The organism is Marinobacter sp. NP-4(2019) (genome assembly GCF_003994855.1).
Taxonomy (GTDB): domain Bacteria; phylum Pseudomonadota; class Gammaproteobacteria; order Pseudomonadales; family Oleiphilaceae; genus Marinobacter.
The window spans coordinates 3617262-3639126 of record NZ_CP034142.1 but is presented as its reverse complement, the minus strand read 5'-3'; the positions used below and the strand labels follow the sequence as shown (position 1 = coordinate 3639126).

23 protein-coding genes are annotated in these 21865 nt (G+C 58.3%); 11 read left to right on the top strand and 12 right to left on the bottom strand.

Annotated elements, in window-relative coordinates; translation table 11 throughout:
• Nucleotides 1-106: 106 nt before the first annotated feature.
• The 11 genes from EHN06_RS16600 to EHN06_RS16550 all read left to right on the top strand — a co-directional run bounded on the left by EHN06_RS16600 (nt 107) and on the right by EHN06_RS16550 (nt 10879).
• Complete coding sequence (locus EHN06_RS16600) at nt 107-703, top strand: cupredoxin domain-containing protein (protein WP_127333630.1); 597 nt, start codon at nt 107-109, stop codon at nt 701-703.
• Nucleotides 700-2415 (top strand): copper resistance system multicopper oxidase, encoded by a 1716-nt coding sequence (locus tag EHN06_RS16595; protein ID WP_127333629.1) that lies wholly within the window; start codon nt 700-702, stop codon nt 2413-2415. The genes EHN06_RS16600 and EHN06_RS16595 overlap by 4 nt, the downstream gene beginning before the upstream one ends.
• A complete protein-coding gene (locus tag EHN06_RS16590) occupies nt 2412-3155 on the top strand; it encodes a copper resistance protein B (protein ID WP_127333628.1) in 744 nt (247 codons plus the stop codon). The genes EHN06_RS16595 and EHN06_RS16590 overlap by 4 nt, the downstream gene beginning before the upstream one ends.
• Before the next feature lie 159 nt (nt 3156-3314).
• A complete protein-coding gene (locus EHN06_RS21725) occupies nt 3315-3671 on the top strand; it encodes a hypothetical protein (RefSeq protein ID WP_127334480.1) in 357 nt (118 codons plus the stop codon).
• Nucleotides 3672-3682: 11 nt separating this feature from the next.
• Complete coding sequence (locus EHN06_RS16580) at nt 3683-4909, top strand: APC family permease (RefSeq protein WP_127333627.1); 1227 nt, start codon at nt 3683-3685, stop codon at nt 4907-4909.
• A gap of 33 nt (nt 4910-4942) precedes the next feature.
• Nucleotides 4943-5170, top strand: coding sequence for a hypothetical protein (locus EHN06_RS16575; protein WP_127333626.1), 228 nt, complete (start codon nt 4943-4945; stop codon nt 5168-5170).
• Nucleotides 5163-7535, top strand: a complete 2373-nt coding sequence (locus EHN06_RS16570; protein ID WP_127333625.1) for a heavy metal translocating P-type ATPase — start codon at nt 5163-5165, stop codon at nt 7533-7535. The genes EHN06_RS16575 and EHN06_RS16570 overlap by 8 nt, the downstream gene beginning before the upstream one ends.
• A 58-nt stretch (nt 7536-7593) precedes the next feature.
• On the top strand, nt 7594-8052 hold the full coding sequence (locus tag EHN06_RS16565; protein ID WP_127333624.1) for an ATPase: 459 nt from the start codon (nt 7594-7596) through the stop codon (nt 8050-8052).
• Between the two features lie 213 nt (nt 8053-8265).
• The gene (locus EHN06_RS16560; RefSeq protein ID WP_127333623.1) at nt 8266-8748 is read left to right on the top strand and encodes a hypothetical protein; all 483 of its coding nucleotides are present in this window, start codon (nt 8266-8268) and stop codon (nt 8746-8748) included.
• Between the two features lie 78 nt (nt 8749-8826).
• Nucleotides 8827-10446, top strand: coding sequence for a BCCT family transporter (locus tag EHN06_RS16555; RefSeq protein WP_127333622.1), 1620 nt, complete (start codon nt 8827-8829; stop codon nt 10444-10446).
• Entirely contained in the window at nt 10418-10879 is a 462-nt protein-coding gene (locus EHN06_RS16550) for a universal stress protein (RefSeq protein ID WP_127333621.1), read from the top strand. Before EHN06_RS16555 ends, EHN06_RS16550 begins: the two co-directional genes overlap by 29 nt.
• A 64-nt stretch (nt 10880-10943) precedes the next feature.
• Here the strand turns inward: EHN06_RS16550 and apbC are convergent, their stop codons facing one another.
• From apbC to EHN06_RS16485, 12 genes are all read right to left on the bottom strand, one after another.
• Nucleotides 10944-11828: an iron-sulfur cluster carrier protein ApbC gene (apbC, locus tag EHN06_RS16545; protein ID WP_206075676.1), complete on the bottom strand. Its 885-nt coding sequence runs from the start codon at nt 11826-11828 to the stop codon at nt 10944-10946.
• A 14-nt stretch (nt 11829-11842) separates the two neighbouring features.
• Nucleotides 11843-12619 carry a ferredoxin--NADP reductase gene (locus EHN06_RS16540; RefSeq protein ID WP_127333619.1) on the bottom strand — a complete coding sequence of 259 codons (777 nt, stop codon included), beginning with the start codon at nt 12617-12619 and terminating at the stop codon, nt 11843-11845.
• 36 nt (nt 12620-12655) lie between these two features.
• Nucleotides 12656-13663, bottom strand: a complete 1008-nt coding sequence (locus tag EHN06_RS16535; RefSeq protein WP_127333618.1) for a YeiH family protein — start codon at nt 13661-13663, stop codon at nt 12656-12658.
• Nucleotides 13660-13971: a DUF971 domain-containing protein gene (locus tag EHN06_RS16530; RefSeq protein WP_127333617.1), complete on the bottom strand. Its 312-nt coding sequence runs from the start codon at nt 13969-13971 to the stop codon at nt 13660-13662. The genes EHN06_RS16535 and EHN06_RS16530 overlap by 4 nt, the downstream gene beginning before the upstream one ends.
• Nucleotides 13972-14143: 172 nt before the next feature.
• A complete protein-coding gene (gene fdxA, locus EHN06_RS16520) occupies nt 14144-14467 on the bottom strand; it encodes a ferredoxin FdxA (protein ID WP_127333615.1) in 324 nt (107 codons plus the stop codon).
• A gap of 66 nt (nt 14468-14533) precedes the next feature.
• Nucleotides 14534-15493: a HEAT repeat domain-containing protein gene (locus EHN06_RS16515; protein ID WP_127333614.1), complete on the bottom strand. Its 960-nt coding sequence runs from the start codon at nt 15491-15493 to the stop codon at nt 14534-14536.
• A gap of 8 nt (nt 15494-15501) precedes the next feature.
• Nucleotides 15502-15735 carry a 4Fe-4S dicluster domain-containing protein gene (locus EHN06_RS16510; RefSeq protein ID WP_023012262.1) on the bottom strand — a complete coding sequence of 78 codons (234 nt, stop codon included), beginning with the start codon at nt 15733-15735 and terminating at the stop codon, nt 15502-15504.
• Nucleotides 15736-15806: 71 nt separating this feature from the next.
• Nucleotides 15807-17540 (bottom strand): fumarate reductase/succinate dehydrogenase flavoprotein subunit, encoded by a 1734-nt coding sequence (locus EHN06_RS16505; RefSeq protein WP_127333613.1) that lies wholly within the window; start codon nt 17538-17540, stop codon nt 15807-15809.
• A 9-nt stretch (nt 17541-17549) separates the two neighbouring features.
• On the bottom strand, nt 17550-18293 hold the full coding sequence (locus tag EHN06_RS16500; RefSeq protein WP_127333612.1) for a GntR family transcriptional regulator: 744 nt from the start codon (nt 18291-18293) through the stop codon (nt 17550-17552).
• Nucleotides 18294-18364: 71 nt separating this feature from the next.
• Nucleotides 18365-19234: an ABC transporter ATP-binding protein gene (locus EHN06_RS16495; protein ID WP_127333611.1), complete on the bottom strand. Its 870-nt coding sequence runs from the start codon at nt 19232-19234 to the stop codon at nt 18365-18367.
• Nucleotides 19231-20172, bottom strand: coding sequence for an ABC transporter permease (locus tag EHN06_RS16490; RefSeq protein ID WP_164735623.1), 942 nt, complete (start codon nt 20170-20172; stop codon nt 19231-19233). Before EHN06_RS16490 ends, EHN06_RS16495 begins: the two co-directional genes overlap by 4 nt.
• A 59-nt stretch (nt 20173-20231) precedes the next feature.
• Nucleotides 20232-21593: an ABC transporter substrate-binding protein gene (locus EHN06_RS16485; RefSeq protein WP_127333610.1), complete on the bottom strand. Its 1362-nt coding sequence runs from the start codon at nt 21591-21593 to the stop codon at nt 20232-20234.
• Between the last annotated feature and the right edge of the window lie 272 nt (nt 21594-21865).

Below are 21865 nucleotides of genomic sequence, written 5' to 3'. Positions count from 1 at the left end.
AATGTAACCTGAAAAAGTGTTCATCTGGAAATTCAGCAAGAATTCAGATTGCGAGGGCAAAGTAGGGCTCACATTTGAACGATCACTTTATTCCCCGGAGAAAACGATGAATCCGATACTCAAGATTGCAGTGCTTCCAGCGATGATCCTGGCATTGTCTTCAGGAGCCCATGCCGCCGGAAATCACGCTGGTGGGCACCACGGCGGCAATGTCATAGGCGAGCCCGGCAACGCCGGAAACGTGTCCCGCACGGTTGAAGTGACCATGCACGACAACTATTACGAGCCTGAGTCGATTCATGTGCAGCCGGGAGAAACCATCCGTTTCAAGGTGAAAAATGAAGGTGCACTGGTGCATGAGTTCAACATTGGCACCGCCGATATGCACGAAGCTCACCAGGAAGAGATGCAGATGATGGTGGAGCACGGCGTACTTAAGGGCGATCACATTGACCACGACATGATGAACATGGACATGGGCAATGGCCATTCCATGAAGCACGACGATCCCAACAGTGTCTTGATGGAACCGGGGGATTCCAGGGAGATCATCTGGAAATTCACCAAGGCCACCGACCTCGAGTTTGCCTGTAACGTGCCTGGCCATTACCAGGCGGGCATGTACGGCGACATCAAGATTGATTCTACAGTTGCGGCCAAAGATCGCGTCGAAGGGGAATCTGACAGTGAGTCGGTGCAATGAATAAAGGTTTTCTTATTGCCATCCTCGCCGGGCTGATGCCGTTGCAGGTGTTGGCCGGCGAGTACGATATTTCCGTTGACCGGGTCCAGATTGATACCGGGGATTTCGTCAAGGAAGGCATTGGATACAACGGTGCTTCGCCGGGGCCGGTATTGCGGTTCAAGGAAGGGGAAAAGGTGACCATCAATGTCACCAATAACCTGGACGAAATGACGTCCATCCACTGGCATGGCCTGATTCTGCCCTTTGAGCAGGATGGTGTGCCGGGCATCAGCTTCCCTGGTATCAAGCCCGGAGAAACCTTTACCTACAAGTTCCCTATCGTCCAGAACGGTACCTACTGGTTCCACAGCCATTCCGGCTTTCAGGAGCCTAACGGAGCCTACGGCGCGATTGTTATAGAACCCGAAGGGCGAGAGCCGTTCCGCTATGACCGGGAATACGTGGTACAGCTGACCGACAAGCATCCCCATTCCGGTGACCGCATCATGCGTAACCTGAAAATGTCTGCGGATTACTACAATCGACAGCAGCAGACCGTAGGCGACTTCTTTTCCGAATCCGCCGAGAAAGGCTTCATGGCGACGCTGATGGACCGGATGATGTGGGGTGATATGCGCATGATGAAAGCGGATATCGAGGATGTTCAGGGGTTTACCGGGCTGATGAACGGCAAGGGCCCGGAACAGAACTGGACCGGACTCTTCAAACCCGGTGAGCGGGTTCGCCTGCGCTTTATCAATTCCTCTGCCATGACCTATTTCGATATTCGTATCCCCGGGCTGGAAATGACGGTGGTGCAGGCCGATGGCAATAATGTGCAGCCGGTCAATGTGGATGAGTTCCGCATCGGTGTGGCGGAAACCTACGATGTGATCGTTCATATCAAGGATGAAGAAGCCTACACCATCTTCGCCGAATCCATGGGCCGCTCCGGCTATGCCCGGGGCACCTTGGCGCCGGAAGAAGGAATGACGGCGGAAGTGCCGGAACTGCGGGAGGCACCCCTGCTGACCATGGCCGATATGGCCGGACACATGGATCATGGCGACATGAAGCACGACGACATGAACGGCGATAACATGGCCGGTATGGATCACAGTGACATGGGCGGGAACGACGAGATGGACCACAGCGCCATGGGGCATGGCAGCATGGACCACGGGGATGATGCATCCCTTCCGGAAGATCCCTTCTATGCCAAGGGCAGCGGGTTGGTTCCCACCGCCAGCAATGGTGGAAAATTCCTGTCCTATTCAGATCTGAAAGCCCAGAAACCGCTGTATGAAGACCGGGAGCCGACCCGGGAAATTGAACTGCGTCTTACTGGCAATATGGAGCGCTATGAATGGAGCATCAATGGCATCAAATACGAGGATGCCGATCCCATTGTGCTGCAGTACGGTGAGCGGGTCCGTTTCAAGTTCGTCAACGAGACCATGATGACCCACCCGATGCACCTGCACGGCATGTGGTCAATCCTCGAGGTGGGCGAAGGCAAGTGGAACCCCCTCAAACATGTGATCAGCGTGGCGCCGGCCACTACTGTTTACATGGAGACCGAAGTGGATGCACCCGGTGAATGGGCCTTCCATTGCCACCTGTCGTACCACGCGGCTTCCGGCATGTTCCGCAAGATCGTGGTTGAGGGTGGTCCGGACAGTACCGTGGCCGAAGGCAAGCAGAGCGGCAAACAGGGAGGTGAATCATGAGTCGGTTAACTGCATCCATGTGTTGCCTTGCCCTGACAGCGACAACACTCGCTACTCCGGCCATCGCCCAGGAAGACGCTGGCAAGAAAACCCAGACTTCCAGGACCTTCTGGGGCGTTTCCGCGGAAAAACTGGAGTACCGTTACAGCGACTCTGATGAAGAGCTGGCGGTGATTGAGGGTGACGCTTTTTATGGCACCGATGAGCTCAAATTCCTCTGGTTGTTCGAGGGCGAGTGGGAAGAAGCCCATAACGCCTGGGAAATGCTGGAGAACCAGTTCGTTGCCCAGACCCCGGTTAGTGACTTCTGGGATGCCAAGGCGGGTATCCGCATAGACACCCCAGAAGGGCCGGATCGGGTGTATGGCGTGCTCGGGCTCACCGGGCTGGCGCCATACTGGTTCGAGGTAGATACCAATCTTTATGTCAGCGATGAAGGCGACGCTTCGGTGGACTTCGAGGCGGAGTACGAATTACTGATCACCAATTACTGGATTGTCTCGGCTACCTTCGAAACCCTGGTGGCTTTCTCCGAAGATAAAGAGATTGGTGTCGGGGAAGGGCTGAACTCCACCGAAGTCGGAGTACGTCTGAGCTATGATCTCATTGATCGCGCCTTCTCCCCATACATTGGCGTGGTTCACGAGCGTAAATACAGTGATACGGCGAACCTGGCCAGGGACTCCGGTGGCGGTACCGAGGACTGGTTTGCCGTGGTCGGCGCCAGAATCTCCTTCTGACCTTGTCGTTGACGGGCCCTGGGTGTCTCCCCAGGCCCGTTTTTGCTCTGTGAATTGACGTGAGTCAACCTGCCTCGAAGTCCCCGCCCATTTTCAGTCGCAGTTCAGTTAAGGGTGCTGTTATAGAGGAACAGCAACCAGGCAGAAAGGGGCAATCCCATAACCAAAGCCCACAAAACCACAAGCCAGCAACCATTTCTGCTACGCCGAAAGCTGATCATTGAAAGCCTCAGTGAAAGCCAGTGGGATGATTTTATCCACGAACTTAATCATCATCCCTGCGTCGATTTAGCCGAACGCAGATCGAACAATCAGCTGTGTGTCACGTTTGATGGTACTCATTGGTCCACCGATGAGCTGCTGGAACAGATCAATGCTCACGACGGCCAGATAAAGGCGGGATGGTGGACTCGTCGAAAACTCGCATGGTATCGGTTCACAGAGGACAACGTCCGGGCCAATGCCAAACATGAGCCGTTTTGCTGCTCCAAAATGCCACCAATGAAGCGGAAATAACAGGAGGTTGAATGCGGGAGGAGCAGGACAGAACCACTCGCTATCAGGAGGGCAGCCTTTCCCTGCCGGGAACAGTCATGCTGGGTACCGGCGTCATGATTGGCGCCGGTATCTTTGCACTTACCGGGCAGATGGCGCAGATGACAGGCGTTCTTTTCCCGCTGGCATTTCTCGCGGCCGCAGTGATCGTCAGCTTCAGCGCTTATTCCTACATTAAGATTTCCAATGCGTACCCCTCGGCCGGCGGCATCGGCATGTACCTGCACAAGGCGTATGGTAACCGGCTGCCAACCGCGTTCAACGCCTTGCTCATGTACTTTTCCATGGTGATCGCCCAGAGCTTTCTGGCCCGCACGTTCGGCTCCTACACCATGCAGCTTTTCGGTGGCGACGAAAGCGGCCGTATGGTGCCCATCCTCGGTGTATCACTGATCCTTGCAGCTTTTCTGATCAATCTGCTCGGTAACCGAATGATTCAGGGCGTGGCATCCTTCATCGGGATCCTGAAAATCGGGGGCATACTGATTTTCGGTCTGGTGGGCGTCTGGATCGCCGGCTCCCTGTCAGTAGACTTCTCGAGCCCCGGAGAAGCCGGAACCATGGGGAATTTCCTGAGTGCAACCGCGCTCGGGATACTGGCCTTCAAAGGCTTCACCACGATCACCAATAGCGGCTCCGAAGTAATAGACCCCAAGCGTAACGTAGGGCGCGCCATTGTCATTTCCATAGCGGCCTGTGTGGTGATCTACACACTGGTCGGATTTGCCGTTGCCAGCAATCTGTCACTGGCTGAAATTATCGAGACCCGGGACTACTCCCTTGCCGCGGCCGCGCGCCCGGCATTGGGTGATTATGGTGTCTGGTTTACGGTGGCGATTGCCATGATGGCTACTGCCGGCGGTATTCTGGCCAGCATCTTTGCCGTCTCGCGCATGCTAGCGATGCTGACAGAGATGAAGCTGGTTCCTCACAGCCACTTTGGGATGCCTGGCAGCATCCAGAAGCATACGTTGGTCTACACTGTGGTTCTGGGGCTGATTCTTACGGCATTTTTCGATCTCTCCCGGATTGCCGCGCTGGGAGGCTTTGTCTCGGTCAAACTGTATACCGACCCGTTTGTTATCGGCGTGGCGGTTGTCACGATGATTGTTATCGCAGTAGCCGAACAGATGTTCCTGAAAAAATCCCAGAATTCCCGGCAATCAGGACATGAGGAATCTTATTCGCACCATCATTAATAATTACCAGCATTCGACGTGGAGGGCTGTGCCATGATGGAAGGTAATATGTTTGGCAATACCATGTGGGCAGGGCACTGGCTGTGGATGCTGGTGATTGCCATCGTCGTTGTCATCCCCGCCTGGCGTATATGCCAGCGTACCGGGTATCCGGGCTGGATGGGCCTCTTGATACTGATTCCGGTCATCAATCTTTTTCTACTCTACTTTATTGCTTTTACGGATTGGCCGGCAGACAAAACTGGAGACCGCAATGGCTGAGCACCAACATGCCCATCACCACGATCATCACCAGCATACCCATCACCAAGATGAATCCGGCGAGCATACCGTCAAGGACCCGGTTTGCGGTATGTCGGTGGATCCGCACACCGCGGAACATCGAATCCAGCATGGCGGTAAAACCTGGTATTTCTGTTCGTCACGCTGCCAGTCCCGGTTCGATGAAAGCCCCGAACAGTACCTGGGTGAAGACCAGAAGCAGCAAGAGCCGGTAGCGCCTGGCACCATGTACACGTGCCCCATGCACCCGGAAATTCGACAGCCGGGACGGGGAGACTGCCCCATCTGCGGTATGGCTCTGGAGCCGGAGCAAGTGAGCCTGGATGAAGGGCCCTCCGCAGAGCTTACGGATATGACCCGCCGATTCTGGATCGGACTGGTTCTGACCTTGCCGGTGCTGGTGCTAGAAATGGGTGGGCATCTCACCGGGCTTGATCACATCGTGGCCCCGCAGATGTCCAACTGGATTCAGCTGTTACTGGCAACACCCGTGGTGGCCTGGTGCGGCTGGCCCTTTTTTGTTCGGGGCTGGAAATCCGTGGTCAGCCGTAACCTCAACATGTTCACGCTGATTGCCATTGGTACCGGTGTAGCCCTGATCTACAGCCTGGTGGCTACACTGGCTCCCCAGATTTTCCCGGCGGCGTTCCGGCAGGAGGACGGCTCGGTGGCCGTTTATTTCGAGGCAGCGGCGGTCATCGTGGTACTGGTGTTGCTGGGGCAGGTACTGGAATTGCGAGCCCGGGAGAAAACTTCAGGAGCTATCAAGGCGTTGCTGGATCTGGCGCCCGCGACAGCCAGGAAGCTGGACGATGAGGGCGGTGAGGCTGATGTGTCGCTGGATCAGGTCAAGGTTGGCGACCGCCTGCGGGTTCGCCCGGGCGACAAGGTGCCGCTGGACGGCGAGGTACTTGAAGGCAGTTCCAATGTGGATGAGTCCATGGTGACTGGTGAGCCCCTGGCGGTCAGCAAGAAATCCGGCGACCAGGTGATTGGCGGCAGCATCAACCAGCAGGGCAGTTTCATCATGCGGGCCGACAAGGTTGGTCGGGACACCATGCTGTCCCAGATTGTGCAGATGGTGGCCAGTGCCCAGCGCAGTCGCGCACCCATTCAGGGCCTGGCAGACAAGGTGGCGGGTTATTTTGTGCCAGCCGTAATCGTTATTGCCATTATTGCCTTTGTTGTCTGGTCATTCGTCGGGCCGACACCGCCCATGGCATTTGGCCTGATTGCCGCCGTGAGCGTGCTGATTATCGCTTGCCCCTGTGCGCTGGGTCTGGCAACCCCCATGTCCATTATGGTGGGTGTCGGGCGGGGCGCCCAAAGCGGTGTGCTGATTCGCGATGCGGAAGCCCTGGAGCGCATGGAGAAGGTGGATACGGTGGTGGTGGACAAAACCGGCACACTGACCGAAGGCAAACCTCAGGTGACAAAGCTGGTTCCGGCCGAGGGATTCAGCGAGGAGGAGCTGATGCGGTTTGCTGGTGGCCTGGAAAAAGGCAGTGAGCATCCATTGGCCCACGCCATTCTCGACAAAGCCAAAGCGATGGGCTTGCAACTGCCGGATGCAGAGGGCTTCGACTCCCCCAACGGCAAAGGCGTGACCGGCAAGCTTGAGGGGCGGCAGGTACTGATTGGCAATCGTCTGCTAATGGAATCCGAAAGTGTCGATACCTCAGGCTTTGAAACTGAGGCCGAGCAGCTCCGAAGGGATGGGGCCACCGTTATTTTTGCAGCCGTCGACGGCAAAGTGGCCGGCCTGCTTGCCATTGCCGACCCGGTGAAGGAAACCACCGAAGCTGCTATTTCAGCACTGCAAAAAGATGGCATCCGGGTAGTGATGCTGACAGGTGACAACCGCACATCGGCCGAGGCGGTTGCCCGCAAGCTTCATATCGATGAAGTGGAAGCTGAAATCCTGCCGGAAGATAAGAGCAGGATTGTTCAGCGCCTGAAAGATGAGGGCCGTATTGTGGTCATGGCCGGCGATGGCGTGAATGATGCCCCCGCCCTGGCAACCGCCGATGTAGGTGTGGCTATGGGTACCGGCACCGATGTGGCGATCGAAAGTGCCGGTATTACGTTGCTGCGAGGCGATCTGATGGGGATTGTAGAAGCGCGACGGTTGTCACTCGGGACCATGCGTAATATCCGGCAGAACCTGTTTTTTGCCTTTATATACAACTCTGCCGGCGTTCCCATTGCAGCGGGTGTTCTGTATCCGTTTTTCAGCATACTGCTGTCTCCGATTTTTGCGGCAGCCGCCATGTCCCTTTCCTCGGTCAGCGTGATTGTTAATGCCCTGAGATTGAGGGTGATCAAACTGGGCAAGAACAACTAAACTTTTCTATTGAGGCAAGTGTTCATACACCGTGGGCGCGGAACGAGGAAATGACTGTATGGAGATCAAAACATTCGGTGAACTGATCGACTGGACCCGGGACCTACACCAGCATCTTGCGCGGTGTCTTGGACATTGCGCCACTCTTCATGAAGAGGAGAGGGCGAGAGCTCTGCTGGATTACCTCTCATCCCACGAAGCTGAGCTAGCCCAGATTGTCACAGAGTTCGAGAATCAGGGAGATAAAAAGGCCATGGACACCAGGGTTTACGACTACCTCTCACACAATCCTGTCAAAACCCATAGAACCTGTGATAAGCCATACGAGAAACTTGATTTTGAAGGCATCTGCCATGAGGTCTTCGACTTTCATGATCAGATTATCGAGCTCTATAAGACATTGATCGGTGTAGCTGTGATTCCCGAAGCAAAAGAGCTGTTAGAGTCGCTCTTAACCATGGAGAAAAACGAATCCATGCGTCTGGCTCATCAGATTGGCCGGATGGAGGATCTCTGACGGCCTGTCTACTAAGACTGCTACTTGCGCACCGGGGAGGCGGTGTGCATGTTCACCGCAACAGGCATTGGGCTCGTTGCTGCGCCGCTCCCATGATCCAGGTCAAGAGACGTTGATTTAACCCCGCTGTGAGTTCACTTTTCAGCCCGGATTCAGTTTCATGAACTTTACTGAACGTGATGCAGGCGTTATCTCGATATTGAGGAGGATCTCATGAACAGATTTACCCGTTTAATCACGTGCTCCTTTCTAGTGGCTGCCCCTGCTTTTGTGCTTGCACAAGGCAATGCCGGGCAGATGCCACGCGGTGGCATGATGAACCAGGAACAAATGCAACAGATGCAGGAAAATATGTCGCGAATGCAGGGGATGATGCAGCAAATGCCCGATGCCCGCTCGCAAGAGGAGCGCCAGCGGCTGATGCAGCATCATATGGAGTCCATGCAGGAACACATGGGGATGATGCGTGGAGGCATGATGGGCCCGGGCATGATGGGGCAGGGAATGATGGGCAATGGTCAGGGCATGATGAATAACCAGGGCCAAAAGCAGCCTGGTAACGCGCAGGGCAATCGCGCTGGCGGTGCCGGGATGGATTATGAGCAGCGCATGAACATGATGGAGAATCGCATGAACCAGATGCAGCTCATGATGGAACAGATGCTGGAGCATCAGCGGCAACTGAACCGGAATTGATCTCTGTCCCACAACCTGTTGGCGCGTGTGGTAGCGTGAAGCCTTTCGTAGATCCTTCCCGAAGAAACGGAGGCTCGTGTGCTGGAACAGCTGCAACGCCGATTGGGGCTGCAGACCATACCCGGGGTGTTTTTCACCTCTGCCGGGGTGGCAACGCTGTTTGTTGCTCTGGCGGTTCCGTTTGATCAGATTGTTGCTGAGAGCTTTGGAGTGCTCACAGGCTGGATTGCCCGTAACCTGGGCTGGTTATACATCTTTGCCGTGACCTCATTGCTGGTGTTTCTGATTGGCCTGGCTGTCAGCCGTTACGGTAATACCCGTCTGGGAACCGACGACAGTCGGCCCGATTATTCCAATCTGACCTGGTTCACCATGCTGTTTGCCGCTGGCATCGGTACCATCCTGATGTTCTGGGGGGTGGCGGAACCGATTTCCCACTTCGCCAGCCCGCCTTTTGAGGGCGTGCAGCCCGGTTCGGAAAGGGCTGCCAGCGACGCCATGACAGTGGCGCTTTACCACTTCGGTCTGCATACCTGGACCATCTTTGCCTTGCCGGGACTGGCCATCGGTTATTTTGCCTACCGGCATAACCTGCCCATGCGCATCAGCAGCCTGTTCTATCCGATCCTCGGAGACAGGGCGTTCGGACCCTGGGGCTGGGCGATCGACGTGATTGCCGTGCTGGGAACCCTGTTTGGTGTGGCTACCTCACTGGGCCTGGGGACCTTGCAGTTGAACAGCGGCCTGAACTATCTGTTCGGGGTGCCTTCTACCGGTGCGGTTCAGGTGATTCTGATCACGATCATTACCAGTATCGCCGCTACCTCGGTTGCCCTTGGCCTGGACAAGGGCGTACGCCGACTGTCCCAACTCAACATTATACTGGCCATGGTATTACTCGCGTTTGTACTTGTCGTTGGCCCCACCGTTTTCATTGCCGAGGGCCTGGTTCAGAGTATGGGCGACTATTTCGACGCATTGCCCTGGCTGGCCTTCTGGACCGAAACTTTCAGAGAAACTGACTGGCAGCGGCAGTGGACCCTGTTCTACTGGGCCTGGACCATTTCATGGGCCCCCTATGTGGGGATCTTCATTGCCCGGATTTCCCGCGGACGGACCATCCGTGAATTCGTTGCCGGAGTCCTGTTCGCCCCCACGGCATTCACCCTGGTGTGGTTCGGTATCTTCGGGCTATCTGCTATCCAAGTGGAAATGAACGGTCAGGTCGCTTTGGCCGATCAGGTACAACAGGACCCCTCCGTGGCTATCTTCGCTTTTCTGGAAGCCTTCCCACTGGCTGAAGTGGCATCGGCTCTGAGTGTGGTCATCATCGTCATCTTCTTTACCACCTCTTCGGATTCCGCCTCCCTGGTTATCGATATGTTGACCCGTCGGGAAGATCAGCCTTCTCTCGTGCGCCAGCGGATATTCTGGGCTGCAGCCCAGGGGGTTATTGCCGCTACTTTGCTGTTAGCGGGTGGGCTGGATGCCCTGCAGAACGTCATTACCTCCCTGGGGCTGCCCTTCTGTATTTTGTTGATTTTCATGGCGGTCGCACTTTTCCGGGCACTCCGGGCGGACTATCGGGGCTACAGCATGAACGAACTGGTTCAGGGAAGAGCCTTCCCGGAGGTGGAAGCCATCTCCGAAATGACACAGGAGAGCGACTATGTATCAGAAACTGTTGATCGCCATTGATCCGGATGATGACGGCGAGGGCAAGCGGGCCCTGGAAGCGTCCATGGATCTGCTGGCCGAGGACGGTGAGCTCCACCTTGCCAGTGTTTTCAGTCCCGGCGGTGGCGGGTTCTTCCCTCATGTAGCGGAAGAGGCGCCAGAAGAGAAAGAGGCTGAAGTCCGGGAAACACTGGATCTCCTCGTGCGCAAGTATCTGCCTTTGAACCGCAATGCGACCCTGCATGTGGTGGCAGGCAGCGCCGGCGAAAAATTGGTGGGCCTTGCGGGCCAATTGTGTGCCGATCTTATTTTACTGGTATCCCGTGGCAGCAGTGGGCATTGGCCCCTGCGCCGGGCGACTGTGGAGTATGTTTCGGTAAATGCCCCGTGCCCGGTTCTGGTGCTGCCAGCACTGGCAAAAACCGAGCCGGAGGCCAGTGAAGGCAGCGACTAGAAGAGCGGACGCTGCCCGTGTTCCTTGCAGATTTCCAATGCCGAGTCACCGTAGTGATGCTCTCTTACTCCATTACGATGTTTGGCAATGTATGGTCAGCGTCGCCATTCTCTGCTGCACTTTCAAGTGATGAAATCTCCTGGGCGATACGGTTGGCAATATCCTGATAGGCGCTTGCCAGAGTACCTTCGGGCTCGGTAATCATCACTGGCTGGCCCGAATCAGAGCCGGTGCGGATGCGGATATCCAGTGGCAGTCCCCCCAGTAGGTCGGTGCCGGCTTCCTCTGCCATTATCTTCGCTCCTCCCTCCCCGAAGATGTGTTCCTCATGGCCGCATTCGGTACAGATATGGGTGCTCATGTTCTCGATAATACCAAGCACAGGCACATTGACTTTTTCGAACATGCGCAGCCCCTTGCGGGCGTCCAGCAGGGCGATGTCCTGAGGCGTGGTGACAATCACCGCACCGGATACCGGCATGCGCTGGGCCATGGTCAGGTGGATGTCGCCGGTGCCCGGTGGCATATCGACAATCAGGTAATCCAGGTTGTCCCAGCGAGTCTCGTACACCAGTCGGGTCAGCGCCTGGGTGATCATCGGGCCGCGCCAGATGATGGGAGATTCATCATCCACCAGAAAACCGATGGACATGGTCTGGATGCCGTGGCCAATCATGGGTTCCAGGATTTTGCCATCCGGGCTGTCGGGCATGCCTTTCAGGCCCAGCATGCGGGGCTGGCTGGGGCCGTATAGATCGGCGTCCAACACACCGACGCGAGCGCCCTCCCTGGCAAGCGCAAGGGCGAGGTTAGTGGTGGTCGTCGATTTGCCGACGCCGCCTTTGCCGGAGGCGACAGCAATCAGGTGTTTCACACCCGGAACTGCTTTTTGCTCCGGGGGCTGACGCTTCTGCTGGTGAGCCGGCAGGTAGGAAACTGGACTGGACATGGTCATACCCCCGGTTATTGTTCCACGAACGCGCGTTCAATGACGTAGTCGCCAGGCTCGCCTTGATGGGGCGAGGCTTTGAATCCAAGGCCGTCGAGCATGGCGGACAGGTCTTTCAGCATGGCCGGGCTGCCGCAGAGCATGACCCGGTCGGTGCCCGCATTCAGTTGCGGCAGGCCGGTATCCTTGGCCAACTGGCCGGATTCCACCAGGGTGGTGATGCGGCCCCGGTTGCGGAAAGGTTCCCGGGTCACGGTGGGGTAGTAGATCAGCTTGTCGCCGATGATCTCCGCCAGAAACTCGTGGCCGGGCAGTTCGCTGGTCAGGTAATCGTGATAGGCCAGTTCGCTGACTTCACGTACGCAATGTACCAGTACCACCTTGTCAAAACGCTCGTAGGTTTCCGGGTCACGAATGATGCTCATGAACGGTGCCAGCCCGGTGCCGGTGCCGAACAGGTAGAGGTGTTTGCCCGGGTTCAGGTCGTGCATCACCAGGGTGCCCACCGGTTTGCGGCTGACAAACAGTGAATCGCCCTCCTGGATATGCTGCAGGCGGGAGGTCAGCGGCCCGTTTGGCACCTTGATGCTGAGAAATTCCAGGTACTCTTCATGGTTGGCGCTGACAATGCTGTAAGCGCGAAGTAGCGGCTTGCCGTCCACCGGCAGGCCGATCATCACGAAGTGGCCGTTCTCAAAGCGCAGGCTCTGATCGCGGGTGGTCCTGAAGCTGAACAGGGTGTCGTTCCAGTGATGGACGCTGATGACGCTTTCGGTTCCAAGTGCAGCCATGGGATAGTCCTCCGTATAGGCTAATTGTAGTTGATATCAGGGTGAGTAAGTGGCCATGGATACCATGGCCGTGATGACGAGCAGAGTGCTGAGCAGTGCCAGCAGTGCAAAGGGTTTCCAGCCTTGGGCAATCAGGGATGACAGGCTGGTGCGCATACCGAGGGCGGCCATGGTGACCAGCAGGCAGGCCTGGGACGTGGTGGCCAGGACCTGGCGCAGGTCATCTGGCAGCCAGCCCAGGCTGTTCATGCCGAACAAGGTGACGAAGCCCAGCAAAAACCAGGGGTGTTCCGCCTTGCCGGCGCTGTTGCGGTTCAGCAGCGCACCCAGTAGCAGAACCAGCGGTGCCAGCAGGGCAACCCGTAACAGTTTGGTGAGTGTGGCGATGTCGCCAGCGGTATCGGATACCAGGTAGCCCGCACCAGCGGCCTGGGCCACGTCGTGGATACTGGCGCCCAGCAGCAGGCCCGTTTCGGGCTCGCTGTACCCCAGCAGACTGAACAGCGGCGGTAACGCCAGCATGCTCAGGGTGCCAAGGGCCGTGACGCCCACCACGACACCCAGCAGCCGCCGGTCCTCCAGTTTGCCCTGGGGGATAACGGCGGCAACCGCGACAGCGGCAGACACCCCGCAGATCGCCACTGCCACGCCGGCCACCAGGCTTTGCAGCCGCGGCAGACCCAGCCACTGGCCGAGCAACAGCGCGGAGCCGATGATAATGGGGGTGCAGGTGAGGACCACCAGCAACGGCAGGCTGCCGACGGTCATCAGTTGTTCCACCCCGATCCTCGCGCCCAGCAGGGCAATGCCAATACGCAGGACCTGGCGACTGCAGAATTCCACACCGGGCTGCAGCCGGGTATCCGCTGCCTGGCTGGCAAAACCAAAGCCCAGCAGCAGGACCAGCACCAGCGCGGGGGCACCGTAGTGGTCCGCCAGGAAGCTGCCGGCCAGGGCCAGCACCACGCACAGGGCCGCTCCGGGATAGCGCAGCCGTGCCGGTGCCCACCAGCGGATATCCAGGGTACGAAGTGTCTGGTTCATGACACCTGCTCGCTCAGTTCGCGCAGGAAAGCCCAGGGGTAAAGCCCCCGGTAATGGCCGTCGCTGAAAAAGAACTGCAGACCACTCACGCCGGACAGCTCCACCCGTTCAACGCGGATGTCGGCATCAATCAGGCTGAGCCGGCCAGAGCGTTTGGCCTGGGTGCAGTGGGAGCAGGCGCAGGACTTGCGCAGCATCAGGCAGCTCAGCCGTGTGGTCAGGCCATCGGGCCAGTTCAGTTCCAGCGCGTTGAGTCTGCGTTTCAGGCGAACTTCTTTTGGCGGATCAACCAGCGTTTGTCTGGACATAAGGACCTCCTTCCATAGCGGATGGGATGACCAGTTCCGGTACCTCAGGCAGCGGTACATGGCGATCGGGCAGTTCCATCGGCCGGGTACTGCCCAACGCCGCGGCGGACAGAACCACTAGGGCAAGCGATACCGTCCGGAAACAACTCGTTATGACAAGTTGAGGCATGAACTAGCGCTCCAGGAACTGCATCTTGTCGGGGCGGTCGACCCACTCTTCGGCTTCCGGCAGGGGCGCGGAGGTGGCGTCGATGACCGGCCATACCTCGGAAAGCTCGGCATTGAGCTGGATGAAATGGCGCTGATCCTCCGGCAGGTGGTTTTCATCAAAAATGGCGTCGGCCGGGCACTCGGTGACGCACAGACTGCAGTCGATGCAGGTCTCGGGATTGATCACCAGAAAGTTCGGGCCTTCATGGAAGCAGTCCGTGGGGCAGACATCGACGCAATCGGTGTACTTACAGCGGATGCAATTTTCGGTAACAACAAAGGTCATGGCAGTCTCCTCTCGGTGTTGGCGGTTGCCGGGCCAGCCTGGTGCGGAACAGGCCGGCCCGGACTGTCAGGCCGCGGCGTCCAGTTTCGAGATGGCCCAGCGGGCCAGCTTGCGGACGTCCGGGTCCGGATCGTCCAGGGCGGTCACCACGTAGGGGCGGCCATCGTTATGGGCAATGGTGCCCAGGGCACCAATGGCAGCCTTGCGCAGGTTGCTCATGGCGTCTTTCGAGCACTCTCCCAATACCGGAATGGCGTCGGTTGAACCCAGCTTGCCGAGGGCATCCACCGCCTTTTCCCGAACCTGCCAAAGCTCGTCCTTTGTGGACTCCATCAGTGCCTGCACGGCGGCTTGATGGTCGAGCTTGCCAATGCTGTTGGCGGCTTCGCAGCGGACCTGCCAATGCTCATCTTTCAGCAGGCCAATCAACGCCTGGCCAACCTGCTGTGGGCTGGCGTAGACCAGGGCGCCGGTGGCGGCGCGGCGTACCTCCGGGTCTTTATCGTGCTGGGCGGTTTCCACCAGGGCAGGCAGGTTCTCCGGCTGTTTCAGCCAGCCGATAACGGCCACAGCCTCGCGGCGGACGCGTGGGTCCTCATCGCCAAGCCGTTTCAGGGCCGGGCGCTGGGCGCCAGGGTTCCGCAGAGGCTTCAGGGCACGCAGGATGCCGGACACTACGAAGCCATCCGTGCTGGTTTCCAGGGCTTCCAACAGTGGCTCTGCGGCTGCCGGATCTTTCAGGTCGGCCAAAGCGTGGGCAGCACTGTTGCGCACGACTTCATCGTTGTCGCTGAGGGCGGCAATCAGCGCATCGGCCATGTCGGCGGCTTCAAATTCGTCCACCACCTTGGCGGCTTCCTGACGCACGTTGGTGTCCGGGTCGTGAAGTGCCTGGATCACCAGCTCAACGGCTTCCGGTTCGCCGGAATCCACCAGGTCCATGACCGCCACCCGGCGAATGCCCGGATCGTCAGAGGTGAGTTTCACGGCAATGGCCTGCAGTTCGGGATCGTCGTAGGTTTTCATGGCTTACCTCAGCGCAGCAGGTAGGGAATGTTGACGGTAACGGCGTCAGTGGGGCAGTCCGCCTCACAGGGCATGCAGTACCAGCACTCGTCGTATTTCATGTGGGCCTTGCCGGTTTCTTCATTGATCCACAGCACGTCCAGCGGGCACACGTCGATGCACACGGTGCAGCCCTTGTCGGCAATGCATTTGTCCTCGTCCACGATGACGGGAACGCTTGAATGGTGATTGGCGATAGGCATGTTGGTGTTCCTCTCTCGTCACAGAATTCGTTGTGGGCGGGAGCCTCTTTTGAGGCTCCTCGTCAGTGGTGTCAGGCGTTGGCGGCTTTCTGGACCCGCATCTTCCGGTAGGCGTCTTTTTCCTCGCCCAGCGACACCAGGTAATCCGCAATGGGGCGCTTGCCGCTGGCCATCCGGCCGTTCTCGTCCTTGAATAGGCGGCTGTGGTAGAACCACTCACTGTCGTTCTGGTCCGGGTAGTCCACGCGGTAGTGGTAAAGGCCCCAGCGGGATTCGGTGCGGTAGAGCGAGGCGCGGGCGGCCATTTCGGCGCAGTCGATGATGGACTGCACTTCCATGGCTCGTAGCAGTTCGTGAGGGTCGCGGGCGCAGAGCAGAGGCACGTCTTCGCGCACGGCGAGGATCCGCTCCAGCCCGATTTCCATTTTTTTGGTGACCTTGGGCGGCTGCAGGTAGTCGTTGACCAGGCGGCGCACCTTGTATTCCATCTGTTCCGGTGGGATGCCATCGGCCCGTTTCATCGGCGCCTGGATACGTTCCAGCTCACTGGCGATAAAGGTTTCATCAAGCTTGGGCTCGTTTCGTGATTTCACAAACTCGACCGCACTTTCGCCGCAGATCTGGCCATACACGAAGGCTCCCAGCATGTAGTTGTGGGCCACGCTGGCCATGTCGCCGGCGCAGTAGAGGCCGGGCACGGTGGTGGCACCGGTTTCATCGGTCCATACGCCGGAGGCGGAGTGGCCGGAGCAGAAGCCGACCTCGGAGATGTGCATTTCCACCATGCGCTGGCGGTAGTTCACGTCACGTCCCTCGTGGAAGCGGCCCCGGGTGGGGCGTTCGTTGGTGTGCAGGACGGTCTCGATTTCCTGGATGGTTTCCTCCGCCAGGTGGTCCAGCTTGAGGAACACGGGGCCGGTGCCGGATTCCAGTTCCTTGAAGAATTCCAGCATCATCTGGCCGGACCAGTAGTCGCACTCGATAAAGCGCTCGCCAAAGGCGTTGGCGGTGAAGCCACCCAGTGGTCCGGTCACGTAGGCACAGGCCGGGCCGTTGTAGTCCTTGAGTAGCGGGTTCACCTGGAAGCATTCCAGGTTCGCCAGGTCCGCGCCGGCGTGGTAGGCCATGGCGTGGCCGTCACCGTTATTGGCAGGATTCTCGTAGGTGCCGAACAGGTAGCCCGATGTGGGCAGGCCCAGGCGACCGGCGGCACCGGTGGCCATGATCACCGCTTTGGCGCGGATGATGATCGGTTCCGCCGTTCGGGTGTTAACACCGATCATCCCGGCGATCTTGCCGTCCGGATCCTTCAGCAGACGGGTCGCGGTAAAACGGTTTTCAATCTGCACCCGATTGCGGCGCAGGCGGCGGTAAAGGATTTTCTTGACGTTGTGGCCCTCCGGCATCGGCAGCACATAGGTGCCCAGGTGGTGGACCTTCTTCATGTCGTAGTCGCCGGTTTCGTCCTTCTGGAAATGCACGCCCCAGGAATCCAGCTTCTCGATCATCGGGAACGAGCGGGTGGCATAAGCCATCAGCGCGGGCTGGTGGACAATGCCGTCGTTGGCGATGGTGATTTCCTTGACGTATTGCTCGGGGGTGGCATGGCCGGGCACGACGGCGTTGTTGAGCCCGTCCATGCCCATGGAGATGGCGCCGGAACGTTTGACGTTCGCTTTCTCCAATAGCATCACGTTCAGGCTGGGGTCCTGTTCCTTGGCGGTCACGGCGGCCATGGGGCCGGCAGTGCCACCGCCGATCACCAGAACGTCGGTTTCGATCACAGGGATGTCATTGATTTTCATGGTGCTCTCCTATTTCCGGTCAATCCGGAACTGATATTTGAATGAATCGCCGCGGTAGCAGAGGTATTCGAAATCGATGGGGCGGCCGTCCCGGTTGTGGGTCAGCCGTTCCACACGGAGGATGGCTTCGCCGGTTTTGAGGTTGAGGTATTGCTGGGTTTCGTCGTCCGCCAGGATGGCGTCGAGGCTGATATCCGCTCCGCCCAGGGGAATGCCGAACAGGTTCTCCAGCATGGGGAAGATGTCCCCGGACAAGTCCAGGCTGAACATCTGGCGGCCCACATCCATGGGGAAATAGCTGTTCTCGATGCACACCGGGGAGCGGTTGAGGTACCTCACCCGTTTAACCTCCACAGCCTCATCGCCTGCTTGGAGATCCAGCGCTGCGGCTACCGCCTTAGGGGCCTTTAATTGCTGGATGCTGAGCACCCGTGCCGAGGCCTCATAGCCCTGGGCGGCCATGGCTTCACCAAAGCCTTCCAGGCGCTGGACGTTCTGCACCGCTTTGGGCTTGCTGACGAAGGTGCCCTTGCCCTGGGCGCTGAATACCAGGCCCTCGTTGTGAAGGTCTCGCAGTGCCTGGCGGATGGTGATCCGGCTGACACCGAATACGCTCATCATTTCGTTTTCCGAGGGCAGGCGTTCATGCACCTGATAGGTGCCATCCAGAATCTGGCGTCGCAGGCTGTCGCGAATCTGCACATACAATGGCAGGGGCGAGTGTCCGGTCATCAGTTGGGTTGCGTTGGTCATCTCGCATCCTCCCGGTTGTTATGACAGGTCATGGCGAGTTCAGACGCAGTTACCGTTATCCTGTCCATGGCTCACCCCGCCTTGTTCTGTTGCCGGAAGGCATTCAGGGTTTCCTTGCGGATCAGGTCCAGGCACTGGCGTTTGAGGGCCATGAAGTCGGAACTGGTCAGCAGGGATTGTTCCCGGGGGCGGGGCAGGTCAACGTCTATGTCGGCAATGATTCGACCGGGGCTGGCGCTCATCACCACAATCCGGTCGGACAGGAACACGGCCTCATCGATGTCGTGGGTGACGAACACCACGGTGTTGCGGAACTCGCGCCAGATATCCAGCAGGTTCTCCTGCATCATGATACGGGTCTGGGCATCCAGGGCTCCGAACGGCTCGTCCATCAGCAACACGCTGGGGTAGTTGGCCAGCGCACGGGCGATACCCACTCTTTGCTGCATACCGCCAGAGAGCGTATTGGGGTAGGCGTTCTCGAAAGCAGCCAGCCCAACCAGTGACAGGAATGTGCGGGCAACGCTGTTGGCTTCGTTCTGGCCGACGCCGGCCATCAGCGGGCCGAACGCGACGTTTTCCTTAACGGTTTTCCAGGGAAACAGCGAGTGTTGCTGAAACACCATGCCACGATCAGGACCGGGTTCGGCCACAGTCTCCCCATCTACCGTGACGTCTCCGCGAGTGGGCGGCACAAAGCCGGCAATGCTGTTCATCAGGGTGGACTTACCACAGCCGGATGGGCCCAGCAGGCAGACAAATTCACCGGGGCGAACCGTGAGGCTGGCGTTCTGAACTGCTACATGGGGGCCGCTGGCTGTATCAAATACGATATCCACGTCCCTGACCGAGATCCGGCCACGTTCGGCGCCGGACTTTGCCCGCAAGCGGCTGTGATCCAGCACCGCCAGGCGGTTGTCGTACACAAGAGCGTCACTCATGAGCGGCCTCCTTTGGCTTGCCACTTAAGTAGTGGGTTACAGCCCTTGCGAACCAGCAGGGTGCACAGTGTGCCGAGACCACCGATGGTGAGCATGCCGATGATGATTTGCGGGTATTGAATAAGGGTGTAGGAATTCCAGGTGTAGTAACCAATGCCGTACTGGCCACTGATGATTTCCCCGGCCAGGAGCGAGAACCAGGCCACGCCCATGCCGATGGCAAGGCCCGCGACAATCGAGGGCATGGCCCCGGGCAGCACTACGTGCCAGAGGATGGCGGTGCGGCTGGCGCCCAGACTCCGGGCGGCGCGTACCAGCACACCGTTGGTTTGTTCCACGCCGTGGACGGTGTTCAGGATCACCGGGAACAGGGCGCCCAGAAAGGTAATGAAAATGATGCTCGACTGCTCCGTCGGCAGCATCAGAATCGCCAGCGGAATCCAGGCTACCGCCGGTATGGGGCGCAGCAGTTCGATATAGGGCAGGATGATGTCCTCCGCCCAGCGGGAGCGCCCCATGGCAACCCCCAACAGCACACCAAGAACCACCGCCATCACGTAGGCAATGGCAACACGTTCCAGGCTATGGAGGATGTGCAGATAAAACTCCTGCCCGGTCAGTTCCGCTACGAGTGCGGCACCCACGACAGACGGTGCCGGGATGTTGTCGAAGTTGATGTAGAAATGGAAACCGTTGGTGGATGCCAGTTCCCAGAGCACGACCGCGGCCACCAATGCCATGATGCGTACCAGGTAGCGGACGCCGGTGGTTCTCAGCCAGACGCTGGCAGGCGGGCGAGAGTCGTTGTCAGCCTTGCCCTCTGCCACTGGGACTACCGGCGCTGATTCTTTCCCGGCAGTCTGTCCCGTGGCCGGGCCGGCTTCAGCTTCGGCCGGCGGTTCGGTTGTTCGCATTGCTGCGTTGCTTCTGCTATCCATTGTTGTCACTCCTCAGACCGTTGCGGAGCGGGCATCAGTGGCGCCCGCACCGCAAGGGGTCAGTGGGCCATGGCCACAGCACGTTCCGGGGTAACCGGGGTGCCACCGTGGTTGGCAATGTGTTTCTCGGAGTCGGCCTTCTTGAGAAAAGCCACCACTTCGCCGTCATCACCGCGCACCAGGTAAGCCGCCTTACCAAACAGCTTCAGCCCGGTGAGATTGTCGTAGACGTAGGTGGCGTTGATGGGGCTTTCGGTGGTTTCCATGGCCGCGAGCATGTCGGCAACGCTGTCATAGGTGACAATACCTTTGTCAGCGAACCAGATTTCAGCAGGCTTCAGGGCGGGGTTGTGGGGCTCTGTGCTGACCACCGAGTTCACCAGGGCGTCGTAATCCAGACCCATAGCCTTGTAGGCGGAGCGCAGGTAGCTGTCATCCACCCAGCGGTTGAAGTCCAGGTCCGGCACGCCCACTTCCCGTTTGAGCAGGTCCAGGTCGTATTTCATCGCCTCCACCCATTCGTCCTTGATGCTGGCTTCGGCGGTGGTGATACCGCCTTCGCTGAAGTAGAGGTAAAGCACCTCCTTCTCCACACCGGTCCATTCGGATACCTTCACGGCTGCTTCCACGGGGTTTTCCTGAATCCACTTCTGGGCTTCGAGGGTGGCTTTCAGGACACCTTCCACCACTTCCGGATACTGCTTGGCGTAGCTCTCGCGAACCACGATGCCGTGGAAGGTAGGGATCCGGGCTTCGCTGCCGTCGTAAATCTTGCGACCGGTGGCGCGGAACTCCATGATTTCCGACCAGGGGCAGAAATCGGCATGGGCATCAATGCGCCCGGCCTGAATGTTGGCGGCGCCAACGGCCGGGCTCTGGTTGACAATCTGTACCTTGTCGCTCAGGCCTGCCTCGCTCAGAGCCTTGAGGGTCATGCCCCAGGCCGCGCTACCCACTGGAACGGACAATGTCTTGCCTTCCAGGTCGGCCAGGCTCTGGGCCTCGGAGTCGATGGGCACCACGATGCCGTTACCGGTGCCGCGAAGGTTGTACCCGGTGACCCCGATAAAACGGGTCTCCTGCTTGCCGGTTTGCTGGAACTTGGCGCCGTTAACGATCAGGGGATAGTCCCCCATGACACCGAATTCCAGCTTGCCGGCCAGCATCTGGTTGGTGATGGGGGGGCCTGAGTCGTAATCCCGATACACGATGTCGTAATCGACATCTTCGTATTTGCCAGTGGTGGGCAGGTGCTTTTCCAGCAGGTCCAGTTTTTCCAGCACAATGCCGCCGGAGACGGTGTTGGTCACCATGCTTTGATGGCCGATGCCAACGCGAATGGTTTCTGCAGAGGCTGCGGTGGTAAACAGCGCCATTGATCCACAGAGTGTGATTGTTGCAAGGGTTCTTGGTTCTCTCATCGTCTTTGCCTTCCTGTGTGGTTCACTTGTACTAACAGGTCATGACCCTTGCCCTGAGTGTTGCACCTGCTGTGCCAGAAGCCGGCCTTGTCAACCAAGTGGGTTGTTTTCATTGAAGTTTGAATTTTTGGTCTGAGACGAACTGGTAAGAAATGCGAATCGACGATGCGCCCGTCTTTGGTGCGAAGACATCTGAGCGGTGCCAGGACGGCGCAGGTAGGAATCATGTCGCTATAACAAGTAATGCAAGTAGCCAGAGGGGACGCTAGGAG

Bases quoted from the DNA above. Each gene is read 5' to 3' on its own strand.
- EHN06_RS16505 (WP_127333613.1), bottom strand. From the start codon at position 17,540: ATGAAAATCAATGACATCCCTGTGATCGAAACCGACGTTCTGGTGATC.
- EHN06_RS16530 (WP_127333617.1), bottom strand. From the start codon at position 13,971: ATGTCCAGACAAACGCTGGTTGATCCGCCAAAAGAAGTTCGCCTGAAA.
- EHN06_RS16500 (WP_127333612.1), bottom strand. From the start codon at position 18,293: ATGACCAACGCAACCCAACTGATGACCGGACACTCGCCCCTGCCATTG.
- EHN06_RS16515 (WP_127333614.1), bottom strand. From the start codon at position 15,493: ATGAAAACCTACGACGATCCCGAACTGCAGGCCATTGCCGTGAAACTC.
- fdxA (WP_127333615.1), bottom strand. From the start codon at position 14,467: ATGACCTTTGTTGTTACCGAAAATTGCATCCGCTGTAAGTACACCGAT.
- EHN06_RS16540 (WP_127333619.1), bottom strand. From the start codon at position 12,619: ATGGCTGCACTTGGAACCGAAAGCGTCATCAGCGTCCATCACTGGAAC.
- EHN06_RS16485 (WP_127333610.1), bottom strand. From the start codon at position 21,593: ATGAGAGAACCAAGAACCCTTGCAACAATCACACTCTGTGGATCAATG.
- apbC (WP_206075676.1), bottom strand. From the start codon at position 11,828: ATGTCCAGTCCAGTTTCCTACCTGCCGGCTCACCAGCAGAAGCGTCAG.
- EHN06_RS16575 (WP_127333626.1), top strand. From the start codon at position 4,943: ATGATGGAAGGTAATATGTTTGGCAATACCATGTGGGCAGGGCACTGG.
- EHN06_RS16595 (WP_127333629.1), top strand. From the start codon at position 700: ATGAATAAAGGTTTTCTTATTGCCATCCTCGCCGGGCTGATGCCGTTG.
- EHN06_RS16535 (WP_127333618.1), bottom strand. From the start codon at position 13,663: ATGAACCAGACACTTCGTACCCTGGATATCCGCTGGTGGGCACCGGCA.
- EHN06_RS16490 (WP_164735623.1), bottom strand. From the start codon at position 20,172: ATGGATAGCAGAAGCAACGCAGCAATGCGAACAACCGAACCGCCGGCC.
- EHN06_RS16590 (WP_127333628.1), top strand. From the start codon at position 2,412: ATGAGTCGGTTAACTGCATCCATGTGTTGCCTTGCCCTGACAGCGACA.
- EHN06_RS16550 (WP_127333621.1), top strand. From the start codon at position 10,418: ATGTATCAGAAACTGTTGATCGCCATTGATCCGGATGATGACGGCGAG.
- EHN06_RS16565 (WP_127333624.1), top strand. From the start codon at position 7,594: ATGGAGATCAAAACATTCGGTGAACTGATCGACTGGACCCGGGACCTA.
- EHN06_RS16560 (WP_127333623.1), top strand. From the start codon at position 8,266: ATGAACAGATTTACCCGTTTAATCACGTGCTCCTTTCTAGTGGCTGCC.
- EHN06_RS16495 (WP_127333611.1), bottom strand. From the start codon at position 19,234: ATGAGTGACGCTCTTGTGTACGACAACCGCCTGGCGGTGCTGGATCAC.
- EHN06_RS16570 (WP_127333625.1), top strand. From the start codon at position 5,163: ATGGCTGAGCACCAACATGCCCATCACCACGATCATCACCAGCATACC.
- EHN06_RS16580 (WP_127333627.1), top strand. From the start codon at position 3,683: ATGCGGGAGGAGCAGGACAGAACCACTCGCTATCAGGAGGGCAGCCTT.
- EHN06_RS16510 (WP_023012262.1), bottom strand. From the start codon at position 15,735: ATGCCTATCGCCAATCACCATTCAAGCGTTCCCGTCATCGTGGACGAG.
- EHN06_RS16600 (WP_127333630.1), top strand. From the start codon at position 107: ATGAATCCGATACTCAAGATTGCAGTGCTTCCAGCGATGATCCTGGCA.